Raw genomic sequence first — 26,904 nt, 5'->3', positions numbered from 1 at the left:
CAATGTTGGGGATTTCAGGCGGCGATGGCGATCAGGTGCTGCTCGGTCGCCGCCTGCACGCGCGCCGCGACGATGCTCCCTGGCTCGGCGCGGAAGTTGAGGGCAACAGGTGCGAAATGCTCGCTGTGACCGAAGCTTGCGGCATCCTCGGTGCGCTCCACCAGGACGCAAGCCGGCTGCCCGACACGGCGCGCAAAATAGGCGTTCTGCGCGGCAAGACCTGCCGCCCGCAGTCGCTGCGCACGCTCCTTGCGCACCGGACCCGGCACTTGCGGCATCTTGGCTGCCGGCGTACCGGCGCGCGACGAATAGGGAAAGACGTGCAGGAAGGTTAGATTGCATTCCTCGACAAGGCGCAGCGAGTTCTCGAACATCGCCTCGCTCTCGGTCGGGAAGCCGGCAATGAGGTCGGCACCGAAAACGATGTCGGGGCGGCGCGCCTGCATCTCGGCGCAGAAGCGGATGGCGTCGTCGCGCGAATGGCGCCGCTTCATGCGCTTCAGGATCATGTCGTCGCCGGCCTGGAGCGAGAGATGGAGATGGGGCATGAGCCGCTCCTCTTCGGCGATGAGGCGCGCGAGTTCGTCATCCACCTCGACCACGTCGAGCGAGGAAAATCGCAGGCGCGGCAGTTCCGGCACCAGGGTCAGGATGCGCCGGACTAGCGCGCCGAGCCCGCCCCGGCCCGGTAGGTCGCCGCCATAGGAGGTGATGTCGACGCCGGTCAGAACCACTTCCTTCAATCCGCTGGCCACCAACCCGCGAATCTGCTCGACGATGGCGCCGGCCGGAACCGAGCGGGAATTGCCGCGGCCGAATGGTATGATGCAGAAGGTACAGCGATGATCGCAGCCCTGCTGTATCTCGACGAAAGCGCGAGCGCGCTCGGCAAAGCCGGCGATCAGATGCGGCGCCGTCTCGGTGACGTTCATGATGTCGGCGACCGCGACATGCCGGTCATTGGCACGCGCGAGCGCGGCATAGCTCTCGACCTTCAGTTTCTCTTCGTTGCCGAGTACGGCATCCACCTCGGCCATCGCCGCGAATTTCTCGGGCGCGATCTGCGCGGCACAACCCGTGACGATGATGCGCGCCGCCGGATTCTCGCGCCGCGCGCGGCGGATTGCCTGGCGCGCCTGGCGCTCCGCCTCGGAGGTCACGGCGCAGGTATTGATGATGATGGCCTCGCCCAGCCCCGCGGCGCCGGCATGGCCGCGGATCACCTCGCTTTCGAAGGCGTTGAGGCGACAACCGAAGGTGACGAGCTGGGGATCAGCCATGGCGGGCCTCGGCAAGGTCGACCTCGCCGGCGAAGGAAAGTGTCCAGGGCCCGGTCATGCGGACATGGCCATTCGCCAGCCATTCGATGGCGAGACGCCCGCCATCGACCTCGACCACCGCCTTGCGCCCGGTAAGGCCGCGCCGCGCCGCCGCCACCAGCGTTGCGCAGGCGCCGGAGCCGCAAGCCAGCGTGATGCCCGTGCCGCGCTCCCAGACCCGCATGCGGATGTAGCCGGGGTCGATCACCTGGGCGAATTCGATGTTGGCACGGTCCGGGAAGAAGGCGTGGCGCTCCAGCAGCGGCCCGATCTCGGCGATGTCGAGGGCCGCCACGTCTTCGACGAAGAAGACGGCATGGGGCGATCCCACATTGACGCCGACCGGATCGGCGACGGGGCCATGGGCGACCGGCAGGCGCAGTGTGTCGCAGGGTGCCGCCACCGGGATGTCCTGCCAGTCCAGCAATGCCGGCCCCATATCCACGGCGATTTCGCCGCCGGGCTGGACCTCGGCCGGCAGCAATCCTGCCACCGTCTGGATGACGGCATGGCCGTTGCCCTTCTCGCCCATCACCCTGGCGGCGACACAGCGGGTGGCATTGCCGCAGGCGCGCGCCTCGCTGCCATCGGCGTTATGGATGCGCATGAAGACGTCGGCCCGGGAATCGGGGGCGTTCTCCAGGGTAATGAGCTGGTCGCAGCCGATGCCGCGATGCCGGTCGGCCAGCCATTGCCGCTGTTCCGTGGTCAGGTTGAGCGCATGGCGACGCGCATCCAGCACAACGAAATCGTTGCCGAGGCCGTGCATCTTGATGAAGGGCAGCTTGTCGCTCATTCTGTCCGCGCTTGGGTCAAGGTCCTGCGAGAGACGGGACTGGGCTTGGTTATGCCGCCCGACCGCCCTCCCGGTCCAATGTTTTCAGAGGGATGGCACCCTGCCTGGAACGCAGGTCGGGCAGTTTCGGCGGCACCCCCCGATCCTGGCCGGCACCGGGTTTCACCGGTTGACGGCCCCACTCCCCCTCTGTATAACCCGCCGCCAAGCATTTCCTGAAGTTTTTGCAGCAGGTTCCATCCGATGGCTCACCATAAATCCGCGGAAAAGCGCATCCGCCAGACCGAGACGCGCACCGCCCGCAACCGTGCCAACACCAGCCGCCTGAAGTCGGCCGTCAAGAAGGCCGAAACGGCGATCGCTGGCGGCAACAAGGCCGAAGCCGAAGCGGCCCTCAAGGCCGCCCAGCCGGAATTGTCGCGGGGCGTCAACAAGGGTGTCATTCACAAGAATGCTGCGGCGCGCAAGATGTCGCGCCTGACCAAGCGTTTGCGGACCCTCGCCTGACATCGGCGGCCAGCTTACCCGGCGCCTGAAGGCCGACTGGCAATTGCTTGTTTAAGAACGCCGCAGCCGCGGCCCCGCTCCGGGGGCCGCGGTTTGCTTTTGTGCCTCTGGCCAGCCTCCGCCACCATCCGTTGCGTCCCACCCGCTATGGCGTTGCGCGAAATCTGTGTCGATTCAGCCACAGTCAGGTCGGCACGACTCGAAACAGGGGAGTTCCCGATTCGGACTTGTTGCATGCTGTCGGGGTGCCGCGTAGAGTCGCCTTCCGGCCGCGGGACAGGGCGTTGGCCGGGGCCCCGACAAGGGGTTGAATTCGGGAAAATTACCTTAAAAAACAAAGATCTGTGATGCGTATAGCCAGGTCTCATCGGCACCCTTGTCGGACCCCCGGAGCCAGCTCCGGCGGATTGTCGGACAAGTCGGTTGCACGGCCTTTCACGGGCCCTGAATGCGCTGGCCGGGCGTACCTTTTCCCCGAACCTCACCTGTGGCAGCCAAGCCACGACCGCTTCGCGATTGTTGGGCGGTTGATCGCGCTTTGGTTGCAGCTGTGCCACCCCGAACCTGATGGGTTCGGCGGACGGGCTTAGTTTATTTTCGAGCCGCCGCCGATTGGGAGAGCGTGCCGCGCTTTCGGCATGTTGTCCTATGAGTCATGGTTGGTTGCGCAAGAGGGAGTTGGGTTGGACATGGGCAGCAGCGGCACATATGCGGGCGACGTGACGCCCGAGACCGCCTGGCAAGGATTGGCCGGCTCGGCGGAGGCCCGTCTGGTCGACGTCCGCACCCAGCCGGAATGGAGCTTTGTCGGCATCCCTGATCTCGCCAATCTCGGCAAGAAGGTGATTCTCGCCTCCTGGCAGGTTTACCCGGGGATGGCGGTCGATGGCGGGTTCGTCACCAAGGTGGAGGGCCAGTTGGCCGGCAGCCGCGGACCGCTCTATTTCATCTGCCGCTCCGGCGCGCGTTCCCGCGCTGCCGCCATCGCCATGACCGAGGCCGGCTTCGGCCCCTGTTTCAATGTCGCCGGCGGCTTCGAGGGCGACCGGGACGCGGCCGGACATCGCGGGCAGAGCAATGGCTGGAAAGTAGCCGGCCTGCCCTGGATTCAGGATTGATCGGGTGCAGGGGCTGTAGGCGGCAAGATGGGCGGACGAGACGAGTTGAACAGCATGAGTACGGGGGGAAAAGCCATGATCGAGGCGGGTAGTGATTCGCTGTTGAACGCGCAATGGGCCCGCGTGCGCGGTCGCCTGCGTGCGGAGTTCGGCGAGGCCACTTTTCGCTCCTGGCTGAAGCCGCTGACGCTGGCCGGCCGCCGCGGCCAGGACTTGCGCGTCGCGGTGCCGTCGCGCTTCATGCGCGACTGGGTAGCCACGCATTATGCAGACCGCATCAAAGCGCTCTGGACGAGCGAATGCCCGGAGATCCGCTCGGTCGAGGTGATCGTCGACGCCAACGGCACGGCGACGGCGAGCGGTGGCCTCGAATTCGACGACCTGCCGGCGACGGAGTCAGCTCCGGATGACGGCAATGGCGCGAAAACCGAGAGCGATCCGGCGGCAGTGCTCGGCGCCGACCAGGAAGGTCTTGCCGGCGTCAGCGCCACGCTGGATCCGCGCCTCACCTTCGACAATTTCGTGGTCGGCAAGTCGAACGAACTGGCCCATGCCGCGGCGATCCGCGTCGCCGAATCCGATTCCGTGCCGTTCAACCCGCTGTTCCTCTATGGCGGTGTCGGCCTCGGCAAGACGCATCTGATGCATGCCATCGCGCATCACATCAAGAAGAAGCAGCCGCAAAAGCGCGTGATCTATCTCTCGGCCGAGAAGTTCATGTACCAGTTCATCCGGGCGCTCCGGAACAAGAACACCATGGCCTTCAAGGAATTGTTCCGCTCGGTCGACGTGCTCATGGTCGACGACGTGCAGTTCATCATCGGCAAGGAATCCACCCAGGAAGAGTTCTTCCACACCTTCAACGCGCTGTTCGACCAGAACAAGCAGGTGGTGCTCTCGGCCGACAAGTCGCCCTCCGACCTGCAGGGCCTGGAGGAGCGCATGCGTACGCGCTTCGGCTGGGGCCTCGTCGCCGATATCCATCCCACCACCTACGAACTCCGCCTCGGCATCCTGCAGGCGAAGGCCGAACAGGCGCCGATCGAGATCCCGGGGAAGGTGCTGGAATTCCTCGCCCACCGCATCTCCTCCAACGTGCGCGAACTCGAAGGGGCGCTGACCCGCATCATCGCCCATGCGACGCTGGTCGGGCGGCCCGTCTCGGTCGATTCCGCACAGGAACTGCTGAAGGACCTGCTGCGCGCCAACGACCGCTCGGTCACCATCGAGGAGATCCAGCGCCGCGTCGCCGAGCATTACAACATCAAGCTTGCCGACATGAGCTCGCCCCGGCGCGCGCGGCAGGTCTCGCGGCCCCGGCAGATCGCCATGTATCTGGCCAAGCAGCTCACCACCAAATCGCTGCCCGATATCGGCCGCGGCTTTGGCGGGCGCGACCACACGACGGTCATGCATGCCGTGAAAAAGGTCGAGGAACTGGCTGCCGGCGATATTTCCTTTGCCGAGGACATCGATCTGCTGAGGCGCATGCTGGAAGGCTGATTTTCAGCTTTGTTTCAGGTGGTTAAGACGGTCCGCGGCAGCGCTCCTGCGGGCACAATTCCCTGTTGCCCGCAAGCTAACCTGCTATAATCCCTCACTTGCTGGAAACCGATGGCCGATTCGGCCGATTCCGTCCGGGCAGCACGCCCCGGCGCGGGGGACCTTCAGGCAAGCACGGGACTGAATCCGGCGGTCGGCGCCGGATGCCGGAAAGCCGGCTGGCGGGTATACCGCCGGCCGAGGCAGGCCGGCGCGCGGCGCCGAATTTGCTGCCGAGCCCCCGTCGACGGACCGGATTTCAACGAACGGATTTTTGAGACAACAGGGTTGAGTTAGGCCATGAAACTGACCATCGAACGGACCCTCCTGCTGAAGGCTTTGGGGCATGTGCAGAGCGTCGTCGAACGCCGCAATACGATCCCCATCCTCTCCAACGTGCTGGCCGAGGCCAAGGACGGCCAGCTCGGCCTGACCGCCACCGACATGGACCTGGCCGTGGTCGAGAAGGTGGCCGCCGACATCACTGCGCCGGGCGCGGCGACCGTGCCGGCGCATACGCTCTACGACATCGTGCGCAAGCTCCCCGAGGGCGCCCAGGTGCAGATCGAACTCGCCGCCGACGGGCAGCAGGTGACGGTGAAGGCCGGGCGCTCGCGCTTTGCCCTCGCCACCCTGCCAAAGGAGGATTTCCCGGCCATCCATGCCGGCGACCTGCCGCACAAATTCCCCCTCTCGGCCGCCGATCTCAAGGGGCTCATCGACCGCACCAAATTCGCGATCTCGACCGAGGAGACGCGCTACTACCTCAACGGCATCTACATGCATGCCTATGCGGCCGGCAAGCAGACCAGCCTGCGCGCCGTCGCCACCGATGGCCATCGACTGGCCAGGGTCGAGATGCCGCTGCCCGAAGGCGCCGAAGGCATTCCCGGCGTCATCGTGCCCAGGAAAATGGTGAACGAGGTCCGCAAGCTGATCGAGGATTTCGACGGCGCCATCGACGTCTCGCTCTCCGACAGCCGCATCCGCTTCGCCTTCGCCGATATCGTGCTGACCTCGAAGCTGATCGACGGCTCGTTCCCCGACTACCAGCGCGTCATCCCGACCGCCAACGACAAGATCCTGGAGGTGGACCGCAAGGAATTCCGCGACGCGGTCGACCGCGTTTCCACCATCTCCAGCGAAAAGTCGCGCGCCGTGAAGCTCAGCCTGAAGCCGGGTATTCTGACCCTCTCCGCGACCAGCGCCGAGAACGGCAGCGCCTCGGAAGAACTCGAGGTCAAATATGACGGCCAGGCGATGGAGATCGGCTTCAACTCCAAATACCTGCTCGACGTCGCCGACGAGATCGAGGGCGACGGGCTGGAACTGAAACTGGCCGATTCCGTGGCGCCCACTTTGCTGCGTGACATGGCGGATGCCCAGGCGCTCTACGTGCTGATGCCGATGCGCGTATGAGGAATGAACGCGTGTGAGTAGATGGCGATAGCCGAACGCGATTCCGGACTGATCGAGACGGCGCCACGACGGTCGACCCGGGTGGCGAATGGTTTTTCGCATCTCGGCCTGACGCGGTTCCGCAACTTCCGCGAAGCCAGCCTCGAAACCGGCCTCGACGAGGGTTTCGGCGCCGTCGTGCTGACCGGCGGCAATGGCGCCGGCAAGAGCAATCTGCTGGAAGCGCTCTCCTATCTCGCCCCCGGGTCCGGCCTGCGGCAGGCCGGGATCGCCGAGGTGGCATTGCGCCAGCCTGACAATTTCAGCGGCAGCCAGGGCATGGCTTGGGCGGTGCATGCGCGCTATCTGGGCCTGGGCGGCGAACATGCCCTCGGCACCGGACGCGACCCGCTGGCGCCGGCGCAGCAGGGGCGCGAGCGGCGCCTGTCGCGCGTGAACGGCGCCCCCTTGCGCTCGCAGGCGGGCTTTGCCGAGATCCTCAACGTGCTGTGGTTGACACCGCAGATGGACCGGCTGTTCTCGGAAGCCGCAGCCTCGCGCCGGCGCTTTCTCGACCGGCTGGTCTATGGCCTGGATCCCGCCCATGCGTCCCGGGTCAGTGCCTATGAGCAGGCCATGCGCGAGCGTGCCCGTATCCTGCGCGGCGAGGCGCCGGAAAGTACCGGTACTGACCGCGCCGCCTGGCTGGCGGGCCTGGAGCAGGAAATGGCGGCCCAGGCGATTGCCATCGCCGCCGCGAGACAGGATTCCGTGACGGCATTGAACGCCGCCATAGCGGACGCTGTCGGTCCGTTCCCGCAGGCCGGCTTGGCCGTCGCCGGTGCCGTCGAGGAGGCACTGGGCGCCATGACCGCGCTGGAGGCGGAGGAATGGCTGAAGCGGCGCCTCGACGAAGCGCGCATCGGCGATGCCGAGGCCGGCGCTACGCAATGGGGTACGCATCGTTCGGATCTTGTCGTTACCCTGGCCGGCCGGCATCTGGGGGGCGAGAGGCTGAAGGCCGGCGATTGTTCCACCGGCGAGCAGAAAGCGCTGCTGATCTCGGTCATTCTGGCCGAGGCGCGGCTTTCGGCACGGCGCCGGGGCGAGGCGCCGGTCCTGTTGCTGGACGAAGTGACGGCGCATCTGGACGGTACCCGCCGCGAGGCCCTGTTCGCCGAATTGCAGGCGTTGCGGGCGCAATGCTGGCTGACCGGCACCGAGCGCGGGCTGTTCCAGTCGCTGCACGGCTGGGCGCGGTTCGTGACGGTCCAGGACGGACGGCTGACGCCGGAGAATTGACCGGGATTCAAGTTTCGCCGCCCGGCGCCAACACGGGCGGCGGCGATTGCAATTGCAGAGTAGAAACGAGCTGAGACCATGAGCGACGAGAACAAGGGCAACGAGCAGAACGGCAACGGCGAATACGGCGCCGATTCCATTCGCGTGCTGAAAGGCCTGGACGCGGTCAGGAAACGGCCTGGCATGTATATCGGCGACACCGATGACGGCTCGGGCCTGCATCACATGGTCTATGAGGTGGTCGACAACGCGATCGACGAGAGCCTCGCCGGCCATTGCGACCGCGTGCTGGTGACGCTCAACGGCGACGGCTCGGTCACGGTGAACGACAACGGCCGCGGCATTCCGGTCGACATTCACAAGGAGGAAGGCGTTTCGGCGGCCGAGGTCATCATGACCCAGCTGCATGCCGGCGGGAAATTCGACCAGAACAGCTACAAGGTCTCGGGCGGCCTGCACGGCGTCGGCGTTTCGGTGGTGAACGCGCTCTCCGAGCGTCTCGACCTCAGGATCTGGCGCGACGGCAAGGCGCATTTCATGCGCTTCCGCCATGGCGTCCCGGAGGCGCCGCTGGCTTTGGTGGGTGATGCCAACGGCCAGCGAGGCACCGAGGTGACCTTCCTGCCTTCCAAGGAAACCTTCACCCGGACCGAGTTCGACTATGCGACGCTGGAACATCGCCTGCGCGAGCTGGCCTTCCTCAATTCGGGCGTTCGCCTGATCCTCACCGACAGTCGCGGCGTCGAACCGAAATCGGTCGAGCTCCATTACGAGGGTGGCATCGAGGCCTTCGTGCGCTATCTCGACCGCTCGAAGACGGCGCTGCACAGCCCGGCCATCGTGATCGCCGGCGAGAAGGACGGTATCTCGGTCGAACTGGCCCTCGAATGGACCGACGCCTATCACGAGACCATGCTCTGCTTCACCAACAACATTCCGCAGCGGGATGGCGGTACGCATTTGCAGGGCTTCCGCGCTGCCCTCACCCGCCAGATCAACCGCTATGCCGAGGAAAGCGGCATCGCCAAGCGCGAGAAGGTGACCCTCTCCGGTGACGACGCCCGCGAGGGCCTGACCTGCGTGCTGTCGGTCAAGGTGCCGGACCCGAAATTCTCCTCGCAGACAAAGGACAAGCTGGTCTCGTCCGAGGTCCGCCCGGCGGTCGAGAACATCGTCAACGAACGCCTCGCGCAATGGCTCGAGGAACACCCGGCCGATGCCAAGCGTGTGGTCGGCAAGGTGGTCGAGGCGGCGGCGGCGCGCGAGGCCGCGCGCAAGGCCCGCGACCTTACCCGCCGCAAGGGAGCGCTCGACATCTCGTCCCTCCCCGGCAAGCTGGCCGATTGCCAGGAACGCGATCCGGCGCTCTCCGAATTGTTCATTGTCGAGGGCGATTCTGCCGGCGGGTCGGCGAAGCAGGGCCGCCACCGCAAGAACCAGGCAATCCTGCCGCTCCGCGGCAAGATCCTCAATGTCGAGCGGGCGCGCTTCGACAAGATGCTGTCCTCGGCCGAAATCGGCACCCTGATTGCCGCTCTGGGCACCAGCATCGGGCCGGAGGAATTCGACATTGCCAAGGCGCGCTACCACAAGATCATCATCATGACCGACGCCGATGTCGACGGCTCGCATATCCGCACGCTGCTGCTGACCTTCTTCTATCGGCAGATGCCGGAACTGATCGAGAAGGGCTATCTCTATATCGCCCAGCCGCCGCTCTACCGCGCCGCCAAGGGCAAGTCCGAGCGTTATCTCAAGGACGATCGCGCGCGCGAGGATTACCTGATCAGCCTCGGCGTCGAGGGGGCCGTCCTCACCCTGGGCTCCGGCGAACAATTGACCGGTGCCGATCTGCGCCGCGTGGTCGATCTCGCCGCCAATGCCAAGCATCTGATGGAGCCCATGATCCGCAAGGTGGGTGCCGCCGCTGTGGTCGAGCAGGCCGCCATCGCCGGCGCCCTCAACCCGCAGGATGCCGCCAGCCCCGAAATGGCCGCCGCCATCGCCGCCCGCCTCGATGCGCTCGAGCCGGCGACGGCACGCGGCTGGTCGGGCCTCGCCGACCAGCAGGGCGGGCTTGCCTTCAAGCGACGCCTGCGTGGCGTCACCGCCTCCCATGTCATCGACGCAGGTCTCATCCGCGCCGCCGAGGCGCACCGCCTCGACCAGATGAAGAAGGAACTCGCCGAGAATTTCGGCGCCACGGCAACCCTGGTCTCGAAGGACAAGTCCATCGGCATCAACGGCCCCATCGCCCTCATCGACACGATCATCGAACTGGGTGGCAAGGGCATCGACATCCAGCGCTACAAGGGATTGGGCGAGATGAACCCGGAACAGCTCTGGGCCACCACCCTCGACCCCGCCGTCCGCACGCTGCTCCAGGTCAAGGTCAACCATACCGACGAGGCCGAGGAGATCTTCTCGACCCTGATGGGCGACGTGGTCGAACCCCGGCGCGACTTCATCCAGCAGAACGCGCTCAACGTCGCCAATCTGGACGTGTGAGGCCGTTTCGCCGGAAATCCTTGGTTTGACACACCCGTATCTGAGGGTCGTGGCAAATCGCTAGCCGGTAGCAAGCTTCACCGGATCGCCGGCCTTTTGACCTGTATCAAGGCGGCCGATTTTGCGGGCCGTATAATCGGCGCCAACGCCAACTTCCGTTGGGAGGCTGCCATGATGAAGTCACTAGCGGTTGCAGCCGTTATCCTCGCTGCTCTTTCGGCGCCGCTCCAGGCGCAGCAATTCCAGCCCTGCGTGACAGGCACCGATTGCGGCATGTGGTCCGGCAACGGCATGGGCATGGGCATGATGGGTGGTCGCCATGTCGAAGGCCGCCTCGCATTCCTCAAAACCGAACTCAAGATTAACGCCGCGCAGGAAGATGCGTGGCAGGCCTATGCCGACGCCTTGCGCGCCAATGCCGGTCAGCGCCAGCAGATGATGCAGGAAATGATGTCAGGAAACATGCACGGTCAGGGCATGATGGGCCAGGGCATGATGGGCCAGGGCATGATGGGCCAGGGCATGATGGGCCAGGGCATGATGGGCCAGGGCATGATGGGTCAGGGCATGATGGGCCAGAGCATGATGGGTCAAGCGGGCGCGCCGCCGACAATCCCCGAGCGGCTCAATCTCGCCACGCGTCACATGGCGGCACATGTCGAGATGCTGGAGAGGATGAAGGCGCCGACCTTGAAGCTCTATGAGAGCCTCGACCCCGATCAGAAGCAGATCGCCGATCAGCTTCTTATGGGTCCGATGGGCATGATGTGATCATGACGCGCTGAGGGCAATCCGCCTTAACCCGCGGCAGCGTCATCCTCCTCATCGATCGCCGTTTCGGAATCGGCACCATTCCTGCCTTCGTAATGCTTGCGCTTGGCCTGGTACATCGAGGCGTCGGCCTGGGAGAGGGCGTCGTCAGCCGATTGCTGGCCGTGGAATTCGTGCATGCCGACGGCGCAGGAGAGCGTGATCTCGTTCCCTTCCCAGATGAAGGGCGAGCGGGCGATCTGGGTAATCAGCTGGGCCGCCTTTTCCTGGGCCTGGGCGACATCGGCCTGGGCCAGTATGACGCCGAATTCGTCGCCGCCCAATCGCCCTACCACGTCGGAATCGCGCACATTGTCGACCAGCAGCTGGGCGAAATGGCGCAAGGCGGCGTCACCGGCGGCATGGCCGTGCCGGTCGTTGATCTGCTTCATGCCGTTCAAATCGAAATAGAGCACCGAGCCCGGCGAGCCGTAGCGTTCCGAGAACGAGATGATGCGGGTGAGTTCGCGCACGAAGGCGCGGCGGTTGGCGATGGGCAGCATGGCATCCTCATCCGCCACCCGCTCGAGATACTGGATGCGTTTGCGCGTGCGGTCGAGTTCCTCGCGCAGCGAACGCACCTCGTCGAGGAGCGCGGAGAGGGCCGCCTTCACATTGGGCGACAACTCGGTTTCGGTCAGGCCAAGGAAACTGGCCTGGTCGACCGGGGCGGCATGGCCAACCTCGCCGGTCGCGGCGACGCCGGTGGTGGCATCCGCCTTCGTCGCCCTGGCGACCTTGGCAACGGGCCGCGCACCGCCGGCGGGTGTCACCCCGGAGACGCCGCCTGCGCGATCGCGAATCTTCATGCCGTCTCGCTCCTGACCACCGCCCCGGATGTTGGCCATCGCCAGAGACGGCCGCAACCCTTTTCTGGCTCTTGCGGCAGCCGGCCGGCAAGCCGGGTCGGTTCTCGAAAAATAGCGCCGAATCATGATGCTAAGCCGGTTAAGGTCGCGTTAAGACGGCTGCAGCGGCAGCTTGCCAAGGTTGGGGCGCCCCCTATAATCGCCGCCTCCCCGGGTCCCTCGAAAAGGCGTAAGGCCATGGCAGCAAAAGAGAAACGCATGACCCGCCGTAGCGCTGGCGCTAAATCCGGCAAGCCTCTGGTCGGGGTCATCATGGGAAGCCAGTCCGACTGGGCCACGATGCGCTTCGCTGCCGAGATCTTGGAAAATCTCGGCGTAGCACATGAGGTCAGGATCGTTTCGGCCCACCGCACGCCGAAGCGGCTCTTTGACTATGCGCAGAGCGCCAAGGGACGCGGGCTCAAGGTCATCATCGCCGGGGCCGGCGGGGCAGCGCATCTCCCCGGCATGACGGCCTCGCTCACCGAACTGCCGGTCTTCGGCGTGCCGGTGGAAAGTCAGGCGCTGAAAGGCCAGGACAGCCTGCTTTCGATCGTGCAGATGCCGGCCGGCATTCCGGTAGGGACACTCGCCATCGGCAAGGCGGGGGCCATCAACGCAGCCCTTCTCGCCGCCGCCGTGCTCGCACTCAATGACGCGACGCTGGCGAAGCGCCTGGCTGCCCACCGCCAGCGCCAGACCAGTGCCGTCGCCGATATGCCGAACCGGGAGGGCTGACAGGAATGAGCGCGGAAAAGGGCCAGGTCCTGGCACCGGGTTCGGTGATCGGCATTCTGGGCGGCGGGCAGCTGGGCCGCATGTCGGCGCTCGCCGCCGCGCGCCTCGGCTACAAGGTCCATGTCTTCTCGCCGGAAATCGACGGGCCGGCAGCGCAGGTTGCCTGGAAGAATACGGTCGCGGCCTATGACGATCTCGCCGCACTAGAAGCCTTCGCCGACGCGGTCGACGTGGTCACGTTCGAATTCGAGAACATCCCGGCAGCCGCAGCCGAAAAGCTGGCGGCGCGCAAGCCGACCCGCCCCGCTCCGCGTGTGCTGCACATCACCCAGGAACGCCTCCGGGAGAAGCGCTTCCTGGAGGGCATCGGTGTGCCCGTCACCGCCTTTCGCGAAGTAGGCAGCGCCGCCGAGTTGCCGGCGGCAGTCAAGGCGATCGGCACGCCGTCGATCCTGAAATCGGCCAGCTTCGGTTATGACGGCAAGGGCCAGGTGCGGATCGACGCGGGTACCGACCTCGACGCCGCCTGGACGAAGATGGGCGGCAGCGTCGCCATTCTGGAAGGCTTCGTCGATTTCGAATGCGAGATCTCGGTCATCGTCGCGCGCAACCCGCAAGGCGACGTGGCCCTCTATGAGCCGGCGCGCAACCACCACAAGCACCACATCCTGGACACATCGACCGTTCCCGCCGGCATTCCACTGAAAATCGCCCATGCGGCGGAAGCGATCGCGCGGCAGATCGCCGGCGGCATCGACCTCATTGGCCTGCTGGCCGTCGAGATGTTCGTCGCCCGCGACGGTCGCGTCATCGTCAACGAGTTGGCACCGCGCCCGCACAATTCCGGCCACTGGTCACTGGACGGTGCTGTCACCAGCCAGTTCGAGCAGCATGTACGGGCGGTCTGCGGCCTCGCGCTCGGCAATCCGGCGCGCCATTCCGACACGGTGATGACCAACCTCATCGGCGACGAGGTCGAGACCTGGCCGCAATTGCTGGCTGATCCCGACGTGAAGCTGCATCTCTACGGCAAGGCGGAAGCACGGCCGGGCCGCAAGATGGGCCATTGGAACCGGCTGAAGCCGAAAAATACGTGAAGAAAAAACCCCGCCGGTTGCCCGGCGGGGTTTTCACTCGGGAAGATCGGGCGATTGTCTTAGAGCGCGCCGGCCTTTTCCATGACCGCGTGGCTCCAGGCGCCGTCCGGCTTCTTGGTAATGACCGGATCCGAACCGCCGGACATCAGGGTCTCGACCGTCCGATCGGCTGCGGCATCGTCGAGCCAGCCGGTGCCCTTCGGGTTTTCACCCACCAGCTTGGCGATCTCCTGCATCATGGTCTTCTGGTGCCCTTCGGTCTGGGCGCCGGTCTCGTCATTCTCCAGCACGATGGCAACCGCCTCGTCCTGGTTGGCGACGGCATATTCCCAGCCCTTCATCGAGGCCTTCAGGAACTTCGCCAGCTTCTCGACCATGGCCGGATCGGCAAGGTTCTTCTCCAGCGTGTAGAGGCCGTCCTCCAGCGTCGCCACACCCTCATCCTCGTATTTGAAGGTGATGAGCTCGTCCGGCGAAACGCCGGCCTCGATCACCTGCCAGTACTCGTTATAGGTCATGGTGGAGATGCAGGCCGCCTGCTTCTGCAGTAGCGGATCGACATTGAAGCCCTGCTTCAGCACGTTGACGCCGCCTTCGGTGCCGTCGGTCTTGTAGCCAAGCTTGTTCATCCAGTTGAGGAACGGATATTCGTTGCCGCCAAACCAGACGCCCAGGGTCTGGCCGGGGAAATCGGCCGGTGTCGCCACACCGGAATCCTTCCGGCAGGTCAGCATCATGCCGGATTTCTGGAAGACCTGGGCGATATTGACCAGCGGCACGCCCTTCTCGCGCGTGGCGAGGGCCGAAGGCATCCAGTCGACCACGACATCGGCGCCGCCGCCGGCGATCACCTGGCTGGGATTGATGTCGGGGCCGCCCGCCTTGATAGTGACGTCGAGCCCGACCTCGTCATAGAAGCCCTTGTCCTTGGCAACGTAGTAGCCGGCGAACTGGGCCTGGGTGACCCATTTCAACTGCAGGGTCAACTGGTCGGCCGCCGAGGCCGCGTTCGCGGCACCGGCGACCAGCCCCGCCAGGACGACAGAGCGGAAGAGGGATTTGAGCACCATTTTAGCCTCCGTTATTATTGATGTTGGGTTCTTGGTGATGTCATCGCGTGGCGCGGAAGGATGCGTGCCACGACGTTAGATGCCGTTCCAGAAGCGCAATGAGACCATAGGAGAGCGAGCCCGCGAGGGCCGCCACGGCGATGGTTGCCCAGACCACGTCGACATTCATGCGCGCCACCTCGACGCTGATGCGGAAGCCCATGCCGGAGATCGGCGAGCCGAAGAATTCCGCCACGATGGCGCCGATCAGCGCCAGGGTCGAGTTGATCTTGAGCGCATTGAAGATAAACGGCAAGGCGGCCGGCAGGCGCAGCTTGAGGAGGGTCTGCCAGTACCCCGCGGCATAGGAGCGCATGAGGTCGCGGCTCATGGCATCGGTGGCGGCAAGCCCGGCCAGCGCATTCACCAGCATGGGGAAGAAGATCATGAAGACGATTACCGCCGTCTTCGATTCCCAGCCGAAACCAAACCACATGACCATGATGGGAGCGACGCCGATGATCGGCACGGCACTCACCATATTGCCCAGCGGCAGCAGGCCACGCTGCAGGAAGGGAACGCGGTCGACGATCAGGGCGGTGACGAAGCCCAGCAGATTGCCAAGGACAAAACCGGCGATGACGGCCTTGAGGAAAGTCTGCTGGAAATCGGCCATCAACACCGGCAGCGACCGCCAGAAGGCGTCCCAGATCTGAGAAGGTGCCGGCAGCAGTACTGCCGGGATGCCATAGCCGCGGCAGACGATCTCCCAGCCCAGCAGCAGGCCGGCGCCGAAAAGAGCCGGCACCAGCCAGCGCCCCAGCCCCTTGCCGTCCAGCCTGACCAGCCAGGCCATCACTCCCCAGGTCGCCAGGGTGACGGCAACGAGCAGCGCCGTGGCCATCCAATCGCTCATCGCGCACCCGCCGCCTGGCCGCGGGCGCCGAGCGTCAGTCGCTCGATGCCGCCGATGGAATAGACCAGCACCATGCCGAGGAAGGCCGCCATGAAGAGGGCCGACCAGATCTGCACGGTCTGGCCGTAATAGCTGCCGGAGAGCAGCCGCGCGCCGAGGCCCGCCGAGGCGCCGGTCGGCAATTCGCCGACAATGGCACCGGTCAGGCTGATCGCGACCGCAACCTTGAGGCTGGCGAAGAGGAACGGCACCGATGCCGGCAGCCGCAGTTTCCAGAGAATCTGCGCGGCACTGGCATTGTAGGAGCGCATGAGGTCGAGTTGCATCGGGTCCGGCGAGCGCAGCCCCTTCACCATGCCGATGGCGACGGGGAAGAAGCAGAGATACATCGAAATGATCGATTTGGGGACGAGGCCGGTGAGGCCCACATTGCCGAGCACAACGATGATCATGGGGGCGATGGCGAGGATCGGTACGGTCTGCGATGCGATGATCCAGGGCATCAGCGAGCGGTCGAGCACCTTGAGGTGAACGATGCCGATGGCAAGCACGATGCCGAGCACGGCGCCCAGCGCGAAGCCGAGCAAGGTGGCCGAGGCGGTGACACCGGCGTGATAGACCAGCGAGCGCTTGGCCGTGACCCTGGTTTCGAACACGGTTTTCGAGAATTCAGCGGCGATCTGGTGCGGAGCGGGGAGGACCGGCCGCTCCATCTCCCAGGTGCCGGCAACGATCGCCGAAACCGGCGGGTTATCACTCTCCTTCGCCAGCCGTTCTGAGACCTGAGCCCAATTGAGCGCCACGGCCAGCACATACCAGAGCAGGACGATGATAGCGACCACCGTTGCCACCGGCAGCAGCTTGTTGACCATCCAGCCGGCGGGGCCCTGCTTCATCGGACCTCGTCATAGGAATGGCCGGCCTTGAGGCCGAGGCGGATGCGATGGGCAAGTTGCTGCGCCACCGGGGATTCCCGGGTCTCCAGATTGCGTTCGGCCGGCAAGTCGCTGTCGATCACCTCGACAATGCGGCCGGGGCGCGCGCTCATGATGACGATCCGGGTCGAGAGCAGCACCGCCTCGTCAATGGAATGGGTGACGAAGATGACGGTCTTCTTGGTCTCGTGCCAGATGCGCAGCAATTCCTCGTTCATGCGGTCGCGCGTGATCTCGTCCAGCGCACCGAATGGCTCGTCCATCAGCAGGAGATCGGGATCGAAGGAGAGAGCACGGGCGATGGAGGCGCGCTGCTGCATGCCGCCGGAAAGCTGGAAGGGAAACTTCTTCTCGAAGCCCTTCAATCCGACGAGATCGAGATAGCGCCGTGCCTTCTCGGCCCGTTCGGCCTTCGAGACACCCATGATTTCGTGCGGCAGTTCGACGTTCTTCTGGATGTTGCGCCAGGGATAGAGGGCTGCCGCCTGGAAGATGTAGCCATAGGCGCGCTGGAGCCGCGCCTCGTGCGGGGAAACCCCGTTGACCGTGACGGTACCGGAGGTCGGCTGCTCGAGATCGGCGATGATGCGCATCAGCGTCGTCTTGCCACAGCCCGATGGCCCGATGAAGGTCACGAACTCGCCGCGCCGGATCTGCAGGTTGATATCCTTCAGCGCCTCGACCGGTGCGTCCGGCGTCTCGAAGACGAGGCCGAGATCGCGCACATCGATGACGGTATCGGCGACACTCATCAACGTACCCCGTTCAGCGGCGGCTTCGCGCGGCGGCAGGCTGGTCATGCCGCATTGGCACGTTCGACCATGGCGCGCAGCAGGACATCGCAGCCGGCGCCGCAATCCTCCTTGGTCGCATTCTCGATCTCGTTGTGGCTGATGCCGCCCTCGCAGGGGATGAAGACCATCGCGGTTGGCGCCACCCGGTTCATATAGCAGGCGTCGTGGCCGGCGCCGGAAATGATGTCGAGATTGTCGAAGCCGAGTTCCTCGGTGCCCTTCTTGACGGCGGCGACGCAGGAGGCGTCGAACTTCACCGGCGGCGAGTACCAGATTTCCTTGAAATCCATCTCGAGGCGGTTTTTCGCCACCGCTGCGTCGCAGGCGGCCTTTGCCTCGGCCGCCATCTTGGAAAGTACCTCGTCATCGGGATGGCGGAGATCGATGGTGAAGAAGACCTTGCCCGGAATGACGTTGCGCGAATTGGGGCTGGAATTGATCATGCCCACCGTGGCGCAGGCGAAGGGCTGGTTGTCATGGCCGATCTGGTTGATGGCGGCGATCACCTGGGCCGCCCCCACCAGCGCGTCCTTGCGGACCTTCATCGGGGTCGGTCCGGCATGTGCCTCCTGGCCGGTGAAGGTGACCTCGAACCAGCGCTGGCCCTGGGCGCCCTGGACGATGCCGATGGTCTTTTTTTCAGCCTCCAGGATCGGGCCCTGCTCGATATGCGCCTCGAAGAAGGCGTGGACGGGGCGACCGCCCACCTCGTCATCGCCGTAATAGCCGATGCGCTTCAACTCGTCGCCCATGGTCTTCCCCTCCTGGTCGGCGCGGGAAAGACCGTAATCGAGATCGAAGACACCGGCGAAGACGCCGCTGGCCACCATGGCGGGGGCAAAGCGCGAGCCTTCCTCATTGGTCCAGATCGCCGCCTCGATCGGGCGCAGGGTTTCGTATTTCAGGTCATTCAGGGTGCGGATTACCTCGAGCCCGCAGAGCACGCCATAGGCGCCGTCGAACTTGCCCCCGGTCGGCTGGCTGTCGATATGGCTGCCGGTCATGACCGGGGCGAGGCTGTCATCCTTGCCGGGGCGCCGCGCAAAGACATTGCCCATCTTGTCGATGCGGATCGAGCAGCCGGCCTCGCGGCACCATTTGACGAAGAGATCGCGCGCTTGGCGGTCGAGATCCGTGAGGGCCAGTCGGCAAACCCCGCCCTTCTCCGTGGCGCCGATCCGCGCCATTTCCATCAGGCTGTCCCACAGCCGGTCGGCATTGATCTTGAGATTGGTCGCCATGCTCTCCCTCCGGGTCCCGCGCCATGTCAGGCGTCGGCCTGTTGCTCGCCGGGCAGGGAAATGCGCATGCGACTTACCGCCCGCTGAGGCCATGGCGTGATGTACCATGGCGCCGGGGCGAAGCGCAGCCGAAAGCGTCCCTGCCTGTCCTTGCGGATTCGTTCTTAAGTAGCCTTTGCGGCCTTGGGGGAAATCCTGCCCAATCCTGACTGACAGGTCAAGTTTTCTGATGACGGAATGTCACCTCCGGCATCCGGTCGGGAAGGTCGAGGCGCATGGCCCCGCCCGGCCCTTCCGCCACGACGCGGCCGCGCCGCAGGACCTTGAGGCGCGGGGCCTTGAGGCGGATGGCCTCGACCGGGTCGCCGGCATCCAGGATCACCAGATCGGCATGGCAGCCGGGTTCGAGGCCATAGCCGTCGAGATGGAGGATCTTCGCCGGCGTTTCGGTAACAGCGGCGAAGCAGGCGCGCATCGCGTCCTGACCGGTCATCTGGCCGACATGGAGCGCCATTCCGGCCACCTCCAGCATGTCGCCCGAGCCCATCGCATACCAGGGATCCATCACGCAATCATGGCCGAAGGCGACGGGAATGCCGGCCGCCATCAGTTCCGGCACGCGCGTCATGCCGCGCCGCTTCGGATAGGTATCGTGGCGCCCCTGGATGGTGATGTTGATGAGCGGATTGGCGATGGCGGCGACGCCCGCTTCCGCCATCAGCGGGATGAGCTTCGAGACATAATAGTTGTCCATGGAATGCATCGAGGTGAGGTGCGATCCGGTGACGCGGCCCTGCATCCCCAGGCGCTGCGTCTCGGCGGCCAGCGTCTCGATATGGCGCGACATCGGATCGTCGCTCTCGTCGCAATGCATGTCGACCATCAGGCCGCGATCGGCGGCCAGTTCGCAAAGCGCCCTGACCGAGGCAGCGCCATCGGCCATGGTGCGCTCGAAATGCGGGATGCCGCCCACCACCTCGACGCCGCGTTCAAGTGCAGAGCGCAGCAGTTTGACGGCATTTGCCGAGCGGAAATAGCCGTCCTGGGGAAACGCCACCAGCTGCAGGTCGAGATAGGGTGCCACCCGTTTCTTGACCTCGATCAGCGCGTCAACCGCAAGCAGGCGCGGGTCGCAGACATCGACATGGGAACGGATCGCAAGCAGGCCCCGCGCCACCGCCCAGTCGCAATATCTCAGCGCCCGCTCCATGATCGCTTCCTGCGTCAGATGCGGCTTCAACTCGCCCCAGAGCGCAATCCCCTCGAGCAGGGTGCCCGACTGGTTGAGGCGCGGCTGGCCGAGGCTCAGGGTCGAATCCATGTGGAAATGCGCGTCGACGAAGGGCGGCGAGGCCAGGTTGCCGAGCGCGTTGATGGTGGCCTCACCGGCATCCGGCAGATTGTGCTCCACGGCCAGGATGCGACCGTCCTTGATGCCGATATCGATATCCTTGCGGCCATCGGGCAGCGTCGCGTGGCGGATGACGAGATCGAACATTGTATCACCTCTCGCCCTTGCGGTAGGGAATCATCAGTGCCCGGGGATAGCCGGCGCGGCGCGCCATGGTGATCAGCGCCAGGATGGAAAGAACATAGGGCAGCATCAGGAAGAACTGGTAGGGGATGCCGGCGACGATCTGCTGCAGGCGCAGCTGGTAGGCGTCGAAAGCGGCGAAGAGAATGGCCCCAAGGAGCGCCTTGCCCGGCCGCCAGGAACCGAACACGACCAGCGCGATGGCGATCCAGCCGCGGCCGTTGACCATGTCGAAATAGAACGAGTTGAAGGCCGACATGGTGAGGAAGGCGCCACCCACGGCCATGAAGGCGCTACCCACCATGACGGCGCCGATGCGCAGGACGGTGACGTCGATGCCCTGTGCCTCGACCGCTGCCGGATTCTCGCCGACCATGCGGACGGCAAGGCCCAATGGCGTGCGATAGAGCACATAGGCGACCAGCGCCACCGAGACGAAGGCGAGATAGGTGAGCGGCGTCTGGTTGAAGAGGGCCGAGCCGAGGAAGGGAATGTCGGAGAAGATCGGCACCGCCCAGGGCTGGAAGGGGTCGATCTTGGGCGGGCTCGTCACCTCGGGCAGCGCCACGCGATAGACATAGGAGGTGAGTGCCGTTGCCAGCAGCGTGATGCCGATGCCGGTCACGTGCTGCGAGAGGCCAAGGGGAACTACAAGCAGCCCATGCAGCAGGCCGAAGGCCGCCCCGGAGAGTGCGGCCACCATGACCCCGGTCCAGAGGTCGCCGCCCATATAGACGGTGAACCAGCCGGTGAAGGCGCCCACCGTCATGATGCCCTCGATGCCGAGATTGAGGACGCCCGCGCGCTCGCAGATGAGTTCGCCCAGCGTCGCGAAGATCAGCGGCGAGGCGATGCGGATGGCGGCGGCCCAGAGGCTGGCGGTAAAGACGATCTCGATCGCGTCCATCACCTCATCTCCAATGCACGCGGAAGCGGGTGAAGAGCATGCCGACCACCATGGTGAGGAGGGCCGTTGCCACCATGACATGGGCGATATAGTTGGGTACGCCCGCCTGGCGGCTCATGGCATCGGCACCGACGAACATGGCGGCAACGAAGATCGAGGCGGCGACAACTCCCAGGGGGTGGAGCATCGCCAGCATGGCGACGACGATGCCGGAATAGCCGAAGCCGGGCGAAAGATCGAGCGTCAGGTTGCCCTTGAGCCCGGTCACTTCCGAGACGCCGGCCATGGCGGCGAGCCCGCCGGAGAACAGCGCCACCTTCATCATCACCCAATCGACCTTCATGCCGGCGAAACGCGCCGCCTTGGGGTTGAAGCCGACCGCGCGCATCTCGTAGCCATGGGTGGTGCGGGCATTCACGAACCAGACGATCGCCGCCATGGCGATGGCGATGACAAAGCCAAGATGCAGGCGCTTTCCCTCGATAATGCGCGGCAACTGCGCCGCCTCGATGACGCGGCGGGATTGCGGCCAGCCGAGACCCATCGGGTCCTTCAGCGGACCTTCCAGCAGGAACGAGACGAAGAGCAGGATGATGAAATTGAGCAGCAGGGTCGTCACCACCTCGTCAACGCCAAAGCGGGTTTTCAGCATTGTCGGGCCAAGCAGCAGCAGGGCCCCGGCAAAGGCGCCGGCAATGAAGAGCAGCGGCACCAGGACAGGCGCCGGCAGCGGCAGGAAGCCGGTGCCAAGCAATACCGCAAGGACCGCGCCGCCATAGAGCTGCGCCTCGCCGCCGATGTTCCAGAGCCGTGCCCGGAAGGCGATCGCCGCGGCAAGACCTGTGAAGATGAGGGGCGTGGCGCGGGTCAGCGTTTCGAGCAGGGCGAATTGCGAGCCCAGTGCGCCCTTCGCGACAAGGCCGAAGACGGCGAAGGGCTCGGCACCGGCCCACATCACCAGCAGGGCGGCAATGACCAGGCTGGCCGCGATCGCCGCAATGGGGGCGGCTATCCAGAGATAGAAGGGGGTCTCGACCCTCGGCTCAAGCCGCATGGCGGGCCCCGTCGAAGCCGTGACCCGCCATCATCAGGCCGATCCTGCCCACATCGAATTCCGCGCGCGGCAGTGCGGCCGAAAGGCGACCGCGATAGATCACGGAGATTCGATCGCTGAGGCTCAGCAGTTCATCGAGATCCTCGGAGATCAGCAGGATACCGGCACCGCGGCGGCGTGCTGCCAGCAACTGCTCGTGCACATAGGCGACGGCCCCGATATCGAGGCCGCGAGTCGGCTGGGCGGCAAGAATGATGCGCGGCTCGCCGCTGAGCTCGCGGCCCAGGATCAATTTCTGCATGTTGCCGCCGGAGAGAAGCCGTGTCGTTGCCTGCGGCCCCGGACAGCGCACGTCGAAGCCGGCAATGATGTCTTGGGTGAAGCGGCGCGCGGCGCGCCAGTCGATCAATCGGTGGCGGGCGAAGGGCGCCGCGCGGTAGCGTTCGGCGATCATGTTCTCGGTGATCGACATGTCGCCGATGAGTCCCACGGCATGGCGGTCCTCGGGAATGCGCCCCATCAGCCGCGCGATGGACGCTGTCTCGGCCCCAGTCATGTCCTGGTCGAGCAGGCGGAAGGAACCGGCATCGGCCCGGCGCAGGCCGCAGAGGAGATCGGCCAGGGCCGCCTGGCCGTTGCCACTGACCCCGGCCAGACCGTGGACCTCGCCTTCTCGAACTGCCAGCGCCACATCGTCAAGTTCGGCGCGGCCTTCGGGACCGACAAGTCGGACACCCGAAAGGACCAGCAATTCGGCGCCTGCCGCCTGCGGCTCGATCTTCGGCATCGGCACGGCGCGACCAACCATGAGTTCGGCAAGGTCCGCGCTTGTCGCCCCTTGCGTCGGCCGTGTGGCCACCACCCTGCCCTGCCGCAGCACCACGATGCGGTCGCTGACCGCGAGGACTTCGTTCAGCTTGTGCGAGATGAAGATGATGGATAGCCCGTTCGCCACCAATTTCTTGAGTGTCGCGAACAGCGCCTCGCTCTCTTGCGGCGTGAGCACCGCGGTTGGCTCGTCGAGAATGAGGATGCGCGCCTCGCGGTAGAGCGCCTTCAGGATCTCGACCCGCTGCCTTTCGCCGACGGACAGATCGGCGATGCGCTTCGCAGGGTCGACGGCAAGGCCGAAATCGGCTGCCAGGTTGGCGATTCGCGCGCGCGCCCTTGCGGTGTGGCCGCGCCAGGACCACAGCTTCTCGGTGCCCAGCACGATGTTGTCCTGGACGGTGAGGTTGTCGGCCAGCGTGAAATGCTGATGCACCATGCCGATGCCGGCATCGAGGGCGGCGCGCGGGCTGCCCGGCAGCAGCGGGCGCCCGAATGCCTCGATCCTGCCGGCATCGGCCACGTAATGACCGAACAGTATGTTCATCAGTGTCGTCTTGCCGGCGCCGTTTTCGCCAAGCAGGGCCAGCACCTCGCCGCGCCGCAATTCCAGGCTGATGTCGTCATTGGCCCGGAGATCGCCAAAGCGCTTGGAGATGCCGGCCAACCGGAGGACGATGTCCGCCGGCCGACCGTCATCACTCATGGTCATTACGAGGATTTGGGCTCGTTGTCGTCGATCGCGACGGTGAAGGCGCCGGATTTGATCTCGGCTTCGCGCGCCTGGACCTTGGCGACGATGTCGGCCGGCACCTTGCCATCGAATGTGCCAAGCGGCGCCAGGCTGCAGCCGCCGGCCTTCATGAAGGAGAACATGCCGTAATCCTCGGCCGCGAATTTGCCGGCCTTCACCTGGGCAATGGCATGGTCGAGGGTCGGCTCGAAATGCCACAGGGCGGAGGCGACGACGGTGTCGGGGTAATCCGCCTGCGTATCGATCACATTGCCGACGGCGAGGATGCCACGTTCCTTGGCCGCGTCTGAAACGCCGAAGCGTTCGGCATAGAGCAGGTCGGCGCCGGCGTCGATCTGCGCCAGTGCCGTCTCCTTGGCCTTGGGTGGATCGAACCAGGAGCCGATGAAGGCGACCTGGAACTTGGTATCGCCCTTCACTTCCCTGACGCCCGCCATGAAGGCGTTCATCAGGCGGTTGACCTCGGGAATCGGATAGCCACCGACCATGCCGATATTGCCCGATTTTGTCATCGCGCCGGCGATCATGCCGGAAAGATACGAGGCATCCTGGATGTAATTGTCGAAGGTCGCGAAATTCGGCAGCGCCGCATCGGGCTTGAAGCTGGAGCCGATCAGGAAGGCAACGTCGGGATAATCCTTCGCGACGGCACGCGCCGCCTCCTCCACGGCGAAAGCCTCGCCAACGATCAACTTGTAGCCGGCCTCGCAATACTCGCGCATGACACGCTCGTAATCGGTGTTGGAGACCTTTTCCGAGAATACATAATCGATGTCGCCGCGCTCGACCGCCTTGGTGGCGGCAAGATGAATGCGGCTGACCCATTGCTGTTCCACCGGCACGGTATAGATCGCCGCCGTCTTGATCGGATCGGCGGCGCGCGCGAGGCGCGGCGCGGTGGTGGCTGCGGTGACTGCCGCCAATGCGGCTGAGCCATGCAGGAATGCACGTCGAGTTACCCGGACCATTGCCTTCTCCTGATCTAAAGTCGTGTTTTTTGCTTGTTCCCCAGCACGCGAGCCCACCCGACGACCATCATGATGGCGGCCAGGGGGAATGGGTGGCCGAAAAAGGTCGGATGCAAGTACGGCGCCATAGCGGCAATATCTGGCCAGCGCCGTCTATCAAACTCGCGTCATAATAGTTTCACAAGAGCCGGGCCGGATCAACGGCTTTTGCCGGCAGCGAGCGGAAACGACAGCCCTTGCTAGGCAGACTGACCGGCGGGGAAGGAGATGCGCACGACTGTGCCGCGATTCTGGGCAGAGCTGATCGAAAAGCCGGCACCGTGCATCTCCGCGAGGCGATAGACGATGGCGAGACCGAGGCCGGTGCCGCTTTCGCCATGGCGACGGCCGCCGACGCCCTGCTCGAACGGCCGAAGGGCGCGGATAAGTTCTTCCTCATCCATGCCGATGCCGTCATCCGCCACTTCGAGATAGACTCCGCCATCGCTGCCGGCGCCCAGGCGCACCTCGATGCGGCCTTCGACATCGGCGAACTTGATGGCGTTCGACAACAGGTTGAGGATGATCTGGCGCAGCGCCAGTTCGTCGGCATAAAGGCGCACGACGGATTCGGCGGCGACGCCGATGACCTGACGCTTTTCGGCGGCACGACCGGCGACAATGCCGATGCACGCCTCGGCCACCATGCGGGCGTCGACCCAGGCGGGACTGATCTCGCGCTTGCCGGATTCGATCTTGGCGTGATCCAGGATCTCGTTGATCAGGCCCAGCAGGAGCGAGCCGCTGCTGTGGATGTAGCTGGCGTATTCGCGCGTCTGATCGCGACTGTCGCGGTCGCCGCGGATGAGGTCGGCAAACCCGATGATGGCGTTGAGCGGCGTACGCAAGTCGTGGCTGGCGGTCGCCAGCAGCATGCTCTTGGATCGGCTCGCCTCTTCTGCCGCGCGGCGCTCGCGGAACAGTGCCACGATGGTAAGCGTGGTCATGGTAAGGAGAACGATGAGTTCGCCCGCCATCTGCAGGGGATTGGTTGCCGCCGGCGCATGGAACGGGCCGACCCCCGCTGCCGTGCCGGCCATGGCGATGACGGAGGCGAGGCTGACCAGGGTATAGGCAGCGCGCAGCGAGGTCTTGAGCGCAATCCAGGAGAGCGGTACGACCAGTAGGAATGGCAAGGTCGCGAACAGCGCCAAGGGTGCCGGCGGCAGGGCGAAAAGGCCGATGACGACGCAGGCAACCGCGACCCAGACCGTGCGGTCGGTCGAAGTCAGCGGTCGCTTCAACTCCTCCGGCCCGCGCTCGCCACGCAGCCAGAGCAGCAGGCAGGGGGCAAAGCTCAAGGTGCCGCCGCTGTCGCACAGCCACCAGCTGACCCAGGTGCCGGTCAGCGCGGTGAAGTCATGCAGTCCGTCAAGATTGAGCGCTATGGTGCCGCCGGTTGCGGTGATGGCGGGATGCAGGACGACGGCACCGAGGATGAAGATGACCACGCCGGAAAAGCGGCTGAAAATGCCCTCCGCCGGCTCAAGGCGGCGCACCAGCGCAACGGCCAGGATCGGTCCCAGGGTATTGGTGAGCGAGATCAGCGATGCCACGGGCAGGGTCGAGCCGAAATAGCCGTAATTGATCAGCATCGAGCCAAGGAACAGGCCAGGCGCCAGGCGCCAGCCGCCCAGCATGGCGGCAACAACGGCGACGCTTGCCGGCAGCCAGATCGGCGCCGGGAAGAGGCCGTAGGCCGAGAAGTATTTGCCGACGGCAAGGCCAAGGAGGAAATAGAGCAGCGCCGCCACCAGATTGGCGCCGAACCAGTGGAGATGCCCGAGGCGGTCAGGCTGAGCACCCTGCAGATCGAACCGGCGAAACCAGTTCAGCCAATTGACTTCGCGGTGGTTCTTCGCCGGCCTGGCGCCCGAGACAACGGCAAGTGACATTTCCCTG

At 65.1% G+C, this 26,904-nt stretch carries 23 protein-coding genes; 9 read left to right on the top strand and 14 right to left on the bottom strand.

The genetic code is table 11. The features are described from left to right. Positions 1-14: 14 nt before the first annotated feature. Both mtaB and dapF read right to left on the bottom strand, forming a co-directional pair. Positions 15-1,280, bottom strand: coding sequence for a tRNA (N(6)-L-threonylcarbamoyladenosine(37)-C(2))-methylthiotransferase MtaB (gene mtaB / locus A8950_RS07565; protein WP_133613019.1), 1,266 nt, complete (start codon positions 1,278-1,280; stop codon positions 15-17). Continuing rightward, the gene (dapF, locus tag A8950_RS07560) at positions 1,273-2,115 is read right to left on the bottom strand and encodes a diaminopimelate epimerase (RefSeq protein WP_133613018.1); all 843 of its coding nucleotides are present in this window, start codon (positions 2,113-2,115) and stop codon (positions 1,273-1,275) included. The genes mtaB and dapF overlap by 8 nt, the downstream gene beginning before the upstream one ends. Positions 2,116-2,358: 243 nt before the next feature. Here dapF and rpsT point away from each other — a divergent pair, with 243 nt between their 5' ends. The 7 genes from rpsT (at position 2,359) to A8950_RS07525 (ending at position 11,261) form a co-directional block, all read left to right on the top strand. Continuing rightward, a complete protein-coding gene (gene rpsT, locus A8950_RS07555) occupies positions 2,359-2,622 on the top strand; it encodes a 30S ribosomal protein S20 (protein ID WP_133613017.1) in 264 nt (87 codons plus the stop codon). Between the two features lie 689 nt (positions 2,623-3,311). Then, positions 3,312-3,740: a rhodanese-like domain-containing protein gene (locus tag A8950_RS07550; RefSeq protein WP_133613016.1), complete on the top strand. Its 429-nt coding sequence runs from the start codon at positions 3,312-3,314 to the stop codon at positions 3,738-3,740. 54 nt (positions 3,741-3,794) lie between these two features. Further along, positions 3,795-5,243 carry a chromosomal replication initiator protein DnaA gene (dnaA, locus tag A8950_RS07545; RefSeq protein WP_243735561.1) on the top strand — a complete coding sequence of 483 codons (1,449 nt, stop codon included), beginning with the start codon at positions 3,795-3,797 and terminating at the stop codon, positions 5,241-5,243. 339 nt (positions 5,244-5,582) lie between these two features. Then, on the top strand, positions 5,583-6,701 hold the full coding sequence (dnaN, locus tag A8950_RS07540; protein WP_133613015.1) for a DNA polymerase III subunit beta: 1,119 nt from the start codon (positions 5,583-5,585) through the stop codon (positions 6,699-6,701). A 21-nt stretch (positions 6,702-6,722) separates the two neighbouring features. Next, positions 6,723-7,982, top strand: coding sequence for a DNA replication/repair protein RecF (recF, locus tag A8950_RS07535; protein ID WP_133613014.1), 1,260 nt, complete (start codon positions 6,723-6,725; stop codon positions 7,980-7,982). Positions 7,983-8,060: 78 nt separating this feature from the next. After that, positions 8,061-10,490, top strand: coding sequence for a DNA topoisomerase (ATP-hydrolyzing) subunit B (gene gyrB, locus A8950_RS07530; protein ID WP_133613013.1), 2,430 nt, complete (start codon positions 8,061-8,063; stop codon positions 10,488-10,490). A 171-nt stretch (positions 10,491-10,661) separates the two neighbouring features. Then, positions 10,662-11,261 carry a Spy/CpxP family protein refolding chaperone gene (locus A8950_RS07525; protein WP_133613012.1) on the top strand — a complete coding sequence of 200 codons (600 nt, stop codon included), beginning with the start codon at positions 10,662-10,664 and terminating at the stop codon, positions 11,259-11,261. A 26-nt stretch (positions 11,262-11,287) separates the two neighbouring features. On the opposite strand, the gene A8950_RS07520 is transcribed toward A8950_RS07525, so the two are convergent. Further along, positions 11,288-12,109, bottom strand: coding sequence for a GGDEF domain-containing protein (locus tag A8950_RS07520; protein ID WP_166645048.1), 822 nt, complete (start codon positions 12,107-12,109; stop codon positions 11,288-11,290). A 258-nt stretch (positions 12,110-12,367) separates the two neighbouring features. Here A8950_RS07520 and purE point away from each other — a divergent pair, with 258 nt between their 5' ends. Together purE and A8950_RS07510 are read left to right on the top strand one after the other, a co-directional pair. Further along, the gene (purE, locus tag A8950_RS07515) at positions 12,368-12,886 is read left to right on the top strand and encodes a 5-(carboxyamino)imidazole ribonucleotide mutase (protein ID WP_208109783.1); all 519 of its coding nucleotides are present in this window, start codon (positions 12,368-12,370) and stop codon (positions 12,884-12,886) included. A 5-nt stretch (positions 12,887-12,891) separates the two neighbouring features. After that, positions 12,892-13,983 (top strand): 5-(carboxyamino)imidazole ribonucleotide synthase, encoded by a 1,092-nt coding sequence (locus tag A8950_RS07510; RefSeq protein ID WP_133613009.1) that lies wholly within the window; start codon positions 12,892-12,894, stop codon positions 13,981-13,983. Between the two features lie 59 nt (positions 13,984-14,042). On the opposite strand, the gene A8950_RS07505 is transcribed toward A8950_RS07510, so the two are convergent. The 11 genes from A8950_RS07505 to A8950_RS07455 all read right to left on the bottom strand — a co-directional run bounded on the left by A8950_RS07505 (position 14,043) and on the right by A8950_RS07455 (position 26,897). Then, on the bottom strand, positions 14,043-15,053 hold the full coding sequence (locus A8950_RS07505; RefSeq protein ID WP_133613008.1) for an ABC transporter substrate-binding protein: 1,011 nt from the start codon (positions 15,051-15,053) through the stop codon (positions 14,043-14,045). Positions 15,054-15,093: 40 nt separating this feature from the next. Next, entirely contained in the window at positions 15,094-15,948 is an 855-nt protein-coding gene (locus A8950_RS07500; RefSeq protein ID WP_208109782.1) for an ABC transporter permease, read from the bottom strand. After that, positions 15,945-16,844, bottom strand: a complete 900-nt coding sequence (locus A8950_RS07495) for an ABC transporter permease (protein ID WP_133613007.1) — start codon at positions 16,842-16,844, stop codon at positions 15,945-15,947. Before A8950_RS07495 ends, A8950_RS07500 begins: the two co-directional genes overlap by 4 nt. Further along, a complete protein-coding gene (locus A8950_RS07490) occupies positions 16,841-17,683 on the bottom strand; it encodes an ABC transporter ATP-binding protein (RefSeq protein ID WP_456073075.1) in 843 nt (280 codons plus the stop codon). Before A8950_RS07490 ends, A8950_RS07495 begins: the two co-directional genes overlap by 4 nt. Further along, a complete protein-coding gene (locus A8950_RS07485) occupies positions 17,680-18,918 on the bottom strand; it encodes a Zn-dependent hydrolase (RefSeq protein ID WP_133613006.1) in 1,239 nt (412 codons plus the stop codon). Before A8950_RS07485 ends, A8950_RS07490 begins: the two co-directional genes overlap by 4 nt. A gap of 217 nt (positions 18,919-19,135) precedes the next feature. Further along, positions 19,136-20,416, bottom strand: coding sequence for an amidohydrolase family protein (locus A8950_RS07480; protein ID WP_133613005.1), 1,281 nt, complete (start codon positions 20,414-20,416; stop codon positions 19,136-19,138). 4 nt (positions 20,417-20,420) lie between these two features. Then, entirely contained in the window at positions 20,421-21,359 is a 939-nt protein-coding gene (locus tag A8950_RS07475) for an ABC transporter permease (RefSeq protein WP_133613004.1), read from the bottom strand. Between the two features lie 4 nt (positions 21,360-21,363). Continuing rightward, complete coding sequence (locus A8950_RS07470; protein WP_133613003.1) at positions 21,364-22,413, bottom strand: ABC transporter permease; 1,050 nt, start codon at positions 22,411-22,413, stop codon at positions 21,364-21,366. Further along, entirely contained in the window at positions 22,403-23,947 is a 1,545-nt protein-coding gene (locus A8950_RS07465; protein WP_133613002.1) for an ABC transporter ATP-binding protein, read from the bottom strand. The genes A8950_RS07470 and A8950_RS07465 overlap by 11 nt, the downstream gene beginning before the upstream one ends. Positions 23,948-23,952: 5 nt before the next feature. Next, positions 23,953-24,963: a BMP family protein gene (locus tag A8950_RS07460; protein WP_133613001.1), complete on the bottom strand. Its 1,011-nt coding sequence runs from the start codon at positions 24,961-24,963 to the stop codon at positions 23,953-23,955. A 239-nt stretch (positions 24,964-25,202) separates the two neighbouring features. After that, positions 25,203-26,897: an MASE1 domain-containing protein gene (locus tag A8950_RS07455; RefSeq protein ID WP_166645047.1), complete on the bottom strand. Its 1,695-nt coding sequence runs from the start codon at positions 26,895-26,897 to the stop codon at positions 25,203-25,205. Between the last annotated feature and the right edge of the window lie 7 nt (positions 26,898-26,904).

This window comes from Dongia mobilis, assembly GCF_004363235.1.
In the GTDB taxonomy this organism is placed as follows: domain Bacteria; phylum Pseudomonadota; class Alphaproteobacteria; order Dongiales; family Dongiaceae; genus Dongia; species Dongia mobilis.
This window is presented reverse-complemented; position numbering and strand designations above follow the sequence as displayed.

Coding starts and splice junctions, on each gene's coding strand:
- mtaB (WP_133613019.1), bottom strand. CDS start 1,280: ATGGCTGATCCCCAGCTCGTCACCTTCGGTTGTCGCCTCAACGCCTTC.
- A8950_RS07495 (WP_133613007.1), bottom strand. CDS start 16,844: ATGAAGCAGGGCCCCGCCGGCTGGATGGTCAACAAGCTGCTGCCGGTG.
- A8950_RS07525 (WP_133613012.1), top strand. CDS start 10,662: ATGATGAAGTCACTAGCGGTTGCAGCCGTTATCCTCGCTGCTCTTTCG.
- A8950_RS07455 (WP_166645047.1), bottom strand. CDS start 26,897: ATGTCACTTGCCGTTGTCTCGGGCGCCAGGCCGGCGAAGAACCACCGC.
- A8950_RS07550 (WP_133613016.1), top strand. CDS start 3,312: ATGGGCAGCAGCGGCACATATGCGGGCGACGTGACGCCCGAGACCGCC.
- dnaN (WP_133613015.1), top strand. CDS start 5,583: ATGAAACTGACCATCGAACGGACCCTCCTGCTGAAGGCTTTGGGGCAT.
- rpsT (WP_133613017.1), top strand. CDS start 2,359: ATGGCTCACCATAAATCCGCGGAAAAGCGCATCCGCCAGACCGAGACG.
- A8950_RS07460 (WP_133613001.1), bottom strand. CDS start 24,963: ATGGTCCGGGTAACTCGACGTGCATTCCTGCATGGCTCAGCCGCATTG.
- recF (WP_133613014.1), top strand. CDS start 6,723: ATGGCGATAGCCGAACGCGATTCCGGACTGATCGAGACGGCGCCACGA.
- A8950_RS07470 (WP_133613003.1), bottom strand. CDS start 22,413: ATGCGGCTTGAGCCGAGGGTCGAGACCCCCTTCTATCTCTGGATAGCC.
- A8950_RS07500 (WP_208109782.1), bottom strand. CDS start 15,948: ATGAGCGATTGGATGGCCACGGCGCTGCTCGTTGCCGTCACCCTGGCG.
- A8950_RS07490 (WP_456073075.1), bottom strand. CDS start 17,683: ATGACCAGCCTGCCGCCGCGCGAAGCCGCCGCTGAACGGGGTACGTTG.
- purE (WP_208109783.1), top strand. CDS start 12,368: ATGACCCGCCGTAGCGCTGGCGCTAAATCCGGCAAGCCTCTGGTCGGG.
- A8950_RS07465 (WP_133613002.1), bottom strand. CDS start 23,947: ATGAGTGATGACGGTCGGCCGGCGGACATCGTCCTCCGGTTGGCCGGC.
- A8950_RS07480 (WP_133613005.1), bottom strand. CDS start 20,416: ATGTTCGATCTCGTCATCCGCCACGCGACGCTGCCCGATGGCCGCAAG.
- A8950_RS07485 (WP_133613006.1), bottom strand. CDS start 18,918: ATGGCGACCAATCTCAAGATCAATGCCGACCGGCTGTGGGACAGCCTG.
- A8950_RS07505 (WP_133613008.1), bottom strand. CDS start 15,053: ATGGTGCTCAAATCCCTCTTCCGCTCTGTCGTCCTGGCGGGGCTGGTC.
- dapF (WP_133613018.1), bottom strand. CDS start 2,115: ATGAGCGACAAGCTGCCCTTCATCAAGATGCACGGCCTCGGCAACGAT.
- gyrB (WP_133613013.1), top strand. CDS start 8,061: ATGAGCGACGAGAACAAGGGCAACGAGCAGAACGGCAACGGCGAATAC.
- dnaA (WP_243735561.1), top strand. CDS start 3,795: ATGAGTACGGGGGGAAAAGCCATGATCGAGGCGGGTAGTGATTCGCTG.
- A8950_RS07520 (WP_166645048.1), bottom strand. CDS start 12,109: ATGAAGATTCGCGATCGCGCAGGCGGCGTCTCCGGGGTGACACCCGCC.
- A8950_RS07510 (WP_133613009.1), top strand. CDS start 12,892: ATGAGCGCGGAAAAGGGCCAGGTCCTGGCACCGGGTTCGGTGATCGGC.
- A8950_RS07475 (WP_133613004.1), bottom strand. CDS start 21,359: ATGGACGCGATCGAGATCGTCTTTACCGCCAGCCTCTGGGCCGCCGCC.